This is a genomic window from Nocardia sp. NPDC060220 (assembly GCF_042727815.1).
In the GTDB taxonomy this organism is placed as follows: domain Bacteria; phylum Actinomycetota; class Actinomycetes; order Mycobacteriales; family Mycobacteriaceae; genus Nocardia.
This window is the reverse complement of sequence record NZ_JBHWZY010000638.1, coordinates 1-4086: the sequence shown is the minus strand read 5'-3', so window position 1 is coordinate 4086 and position 4086 is coordinate 1. Positions and strand designations below refer to the sequence as shown.

At 68.0% G+C, this 4086-nt stretch carries 4 protein-coding genes; 3 read left to right on the top strand and 1 reads right to left on the bottom strand.

Annotated features, from left to right (window positions below):
- The coding region (locus tag ACFWF3_RS26810; RefSeq protein ID WP_379316135.1) for a S9 family peptidase at nucleotides 1–1998 on the top strand (1998 nt) is incomplete at its 5' end.
- A gap of 40 nt (nucleotides 1999–2038) precedes the next feature.
- On the opposite strand, the gene ACFWF3_RS26805 is transcribed toward ACFWF3_RS26810, so the two are convergent.
- Nucleotides 2039–2491 (bottom strand): MarR family winged helix-turn-helix transcriptional regulator, encoded by a 453-nt coding sequence (locus ACFWF3_RS26805; protein WP_379316133.1) that lies wholly within the window; start codon nucleotides 2489–2491, stop codon nucleotides 2039–2041.
- 141 nt (nucleotides 2492–2632) lie between these two features.
- Between ACFWF3_RS26805 and ACFWF3_RS26800 the strand changes: the two genes are divergently transcribed.
- Together ACFWF3_RS26800 and ACFWF3_RS26795 are read left to right on the top strand one after the other, a co-directional pair.
- On the top strand, nucleotides 2633–3280 hold the full coding sequence (locus ACFWF3_RS26800; RefSeq protein ID WP_379316131.1) for a nitroreductase family protein: 648 nt from the start codon (nucleotides 2633–2635) through the stop codon (nucleotides 3278–3280).
- Nucleotides 3281–3354: 74 nt separating this feature from the next.
- Entirely contained in the window at nucleotides 3355–4056 is a 702-nt protein-coding gene (locus ACFWF3_RS26795; protein ID WP_378658062.1) for a DUF2334 domain-containing protein, read from the top strand.
- The last annotated feature ends 30 nt before the right edge of the window (nucleotides 4057–4086 follow it).

Here is a 4086-nt window from a genome sequence, read left to right as displayed (position 1 = left end):
GCCTTCACCGCGGCGCAGACCGACCAGCTGCAGCCCCTGCGGGACAAGATCTTCGACGAGATCAAGGCCAGGACGCAGGAAACCGATCTCTCGGTCCCGACGCGGCTGGGCGACTACTGGTATTACTCGCGCAGTTTCGAGGGCAAACAGTACGGCGTGCACTGCCGCTGTCCCGTCGACGCGAAAGCCGAGGGTATCGACGCCTGGACGCCGCCCCAGCTGGAGGTCGGCTCGGCGATCGAGGGCGAGCAGGTGCTGCTCGACAGCAATATCCTCGCCGAGGGGCTGGACTTCTTCGCGCTCGGCGCGTTCTCGCTGAGCCACGACGGCAACCTGCTCGCCTACTCTGTGGACAGCTCCGGCGACGAGCGCTACACGCTGCGGATCAAGGACCTGCGCACCGGTGAACTGCTGGCCGACGAGGTGGCGGGCGCGGCGCCGGGGGCGACCTGGTCGCTGGACGGCACGCACATCTTCTATCAGACGGTCGACGAGTCGTGGCGGCCCGACACCGTGTGGCGCCACCGCGTCGGCACCGGTTCCGACGCCGATGTGACGGTGTTCCACGAGCCCGACGAGCGCTACTGGGTGAGTGTCGGCGCGACCCGCTCCGAGAAGTACCTGATGGTCTGGCTCGGTTCCAAGATCACCACCGAGGGCTGGGTCCTGGAGTCGGACAATCCCGAGGGCGAGTTCCGGGTGCTGCTGCCGCGCCGCGAAGGCGTGGAGTACTCGGCCGAGCACGCGGTGATCGCGGGCGAGGACAAGTTCCTGATCCTGCACAACGACGTGGTCGACGGCGTGAAGGCGGAGAACTTCGTGCTCGCTGTCGCACCCGCCACCGATCCGTCGGACATGACGACCCTGATCGGGCATCGCGAGGACGTGCGGCTCGAGGACATCGACGCCTTCGCCACCCATCTGGTGCTCGGTTACCGGCGCGACGCGCTGCCGCGCCTGTCGGTGTGGCCGCTCACCCCGGAGGGCTTCGGCGAACTGACAGAGCTCGACTTCGGCCTCGAGTTGTTCTCCGCCGGTGCGGGTTCGAGCCCGGAGTGGGAGCAGCCCACCTTGCGCGTGGGGGTCGCCTCGTTCATCACGCCGATGCAGGTGTTCGACTATGTGCCCGCCACCGGCGAGCTGCTGCTGCGCAAGGAACAGCCGGTGCTCGGCGGGTACGACGCCGATGACTATGAGCAGCACCGCGATTGGGCCATCGCCGCCGACGGCACCCGCATTCCGATCTCGATCATCAAGCGCAAGGGTCTGGCCGACGGGCCGAAACCCACCCTGCTGTACGGATACGGCTCCTACGAGGCCAGCATCGATCCGTCGTTCTCGGTGTCGCGGCTGTCGCTGCTCGATCGCGGCATGGTGTTCGCCGTGGCGCATGTGCGCGGCGGCGGGGAGATGGGCAGGCTCTGGTACGAGCACGGCAAGACGCTGCTGAAGAAGAACACCTTCACCGACTTCGTCGCCTGCGCGAGTCATCTCATCGATACCGGTGCCACCGCACCTGACCGCTTGATCGCCGACGGCGGCAGCGCGGGCGGGCTGCTGATGGGCGCGGTCGCCAACCTGGCGCCGGAACTGTTCAACGGCATCCTCGCCAATGTGCCCTTCGTCGACCCGCTCACCTCCATCCTCGATCCGTCGCTGCCGCTGACGGTGATCGAATGGGACGAGTGGGGAAACCCCTTGGCGGACAAGGACGTCTACGAGTACATGAAGTCGTACTCGCCCTACGAGAACGTCGAGGCCAAGGACTACCCGGCCATTCTGGCGATCACCAGCCTCAACGACACCCGTGTCCTCTACGTGGAACCGGCCAAGTGGGTCGCCAAGCTGCGCGCCACCAAGACCGGCGACAACGAGGTGCTGCTCAAGACGGAGATGACCGCGGGTCACGGCGGTGTGAGCGGCCGCTACGAGAAGTGGAAGGAAGTCGGCTTCGAGTACGCCTGGGTCCTCGACCGAGTGGGTCTCGCGGACGCCTGATGCGGTGGGCCCCGGCTTCGGCCGGGGCCCATTTTTTGTGTCAGGGCCGGGGTTCGGTGATGAGTAGCTTGCCGAGCAATGTGGTGAGTTGGGTGCGTTCGCTGGGGGTCAGCGCGGCGAAGGTGTCGTCGAGGAAAGCGGGGGTGGCGGCTTCGGCGCCGTGTAGGCGGTCGCTGCCCGCAGAGGTGAGGGTGACGGCGTAGGAGCGGCGATCGAGCGGGTTGCGTTCGCGCCGAACATATCCGGATGATTCGAGGTCGTCGCAGACCGTCACCATCACGCTGCGGTCGATGCGCAGTTCCTCGGCCAGTGCCTGCTGGGAGCAGGCGCCGACCTCGGCGAGCATCTTCAGGACCAGGTGCTGGCCGACGCCCAGGCCCTGCGCGCTCGCGTGTGCTTCCGCCGCGCGGGCGACCGCTGCCGAGGCCCGGCACAGGGCGATGTCGGGTCGTTCGGCGGCGAGCTGGGGGAAGTAGGTGGGCTTGGGCGGCATGCGACTCCTCTGGTCCGAGCTTCCATTAAATCATCTGTGCGCAGATTGTTTGACGGCAGATGATTGGCGCTCTAACGTCATAATCGTCTGAGCGCAGATTATCCGGTGCCAGACGATTCCTGCGTGGCACGAGGAGCGCCCATGACTCTCGATCTGACCCCGGACCAGTTGCTGTCGACCACCCGCGCGGTTCGCAAGCGGCTCGACTTCGATCGGCCGGTGCCCCGGTCGCTCATCGAGGAGTGCGTCGATCTGGCCACGCAGGCGCCGACCGGGCGCAATCGGCAGCGCTGGCACTTCCTGGTCGTCACCGACAAGGCCCGTCGTGGCGAGCTGGCCGACATCTTCCGGCGGTCGCTGCCGCTGAGCCAGGGAACGCCGCTGACCGCGCGCGACGCGGAGCGGATGAACGTCTCCCCGCGCTCCACCGAGCGGGTTTTCGACGGCTTGCGCTATTTGACGGCCAATATCCACCGGGTGCCCGCGTTCGTGATCCCCGCCGTGGAAGGCCGCACCGACCGCGCCTCGGTGGAAGTCCAGGCGGGCACGTGGGGCTCGATCCTGCCGTCGGTGTGGAGCTTCATGCTGGCCGCGCGAGCCCGCGGACTCGGCACCGTATGGACCACCGCGCAGGCGCCGCTGGAACGGGAACTCGCTGCGGTACTGGGTGTTCCGTACGACAAGGTCATGATGGCGGCCTTCCTGCCGCTGGCGTTCACGATCGGCACCGACTTCGCACCCGCGGTGCGGGTGCCGCGCGAACAGGTATTGCACTGGCAGGGGTGGTGAGGAGTGCGCTGGAATTCGTCGTGGCGTCATCGGGGTAGCACGCCGGCGTCACCTCGAGCTGTCACCGTAGGTGCATGAACGCTGAGTTGATCGTTTCGGTGTCGGGGATCCGGGATACGACTCGCGATGCCGCGATCGAGTTCGCCGGAGAGATGGACGCGCGAGGTGTGCGCCTGTCGCTGCTGGTCGCGCCGCGATTGAAGGGCAAGTACCGGTTGGTCGACGATCCGGCGACGCAGTCGTGGCTGCGCGGGCGGCGCCTCGAAGGCGACGCGATCGTGCTGCACGGCTACGACCAGGCCGCCACCAAGGCGCGGCGCGCGGAGTTCGCCGATCTGCCCCGGCACGAGGCGACGCTGCGGCTCAAGGCCGCCGATCGGGTGATGGAGCGGGTGCAACTGCGCACCCGGCTGTTCGCCGCGCCGCGCTGGGACGCCTCGAACGGTGCGCTGGCGGCGTTGCCCGACGTGGGCTTCCGCATGGCATTCGGGCTCACCACCATGCTCGACCTGGAACGCGATGTCGCCCAGCGCGCTCGGGTGTACGGAATCGGCGAGGGCTTCCGGGCCGAGCCATGGTGGTGCCGGGCGCTGGTGATGGGCGCCGCGCGCACCGCTCGGCGCGGCGGCGTGCTGCGGTTGGCGGTGTCGGCGGCGCAGTTGCAGCGGTCGGGTCCGCGTCAGGCCGTGCTCGACGCGGTCGACCTCGCGCTCTATCACGGCGCCCACAGCGATGTATACCGCTGGGAGCCCTACCCGGCTGTCCGAGCCGCCTGACCGCCACCGCCGCGCGCGTAACCGGCGATC

Bases quoted from the DNA above. Each gene is read 5' to 3' on its own strand.
- ACFWF3_RS26805 (WP_379316133.1), bottom strand. From the start codon at position 2,491: ATGCCGCCCAAGCCCACCTACTTCCCCCAGCTCGCCGCCGAACGACCC.
- ACFWF3_RS26800 (WP_379316131.1), top strand. From the start codon at position 2,633: ATGACTCTCGATCTGACCCCGGACCAGTTGCTGTCGACCACCCGCGCG.
- ACFWF3_RS26795 (WP_378658062.1), top strand. From the start codon at position 3,355: ATGAACGCTGAGTTGATCGTTTCGGTGTCGGGGATCCGGGATACGACT.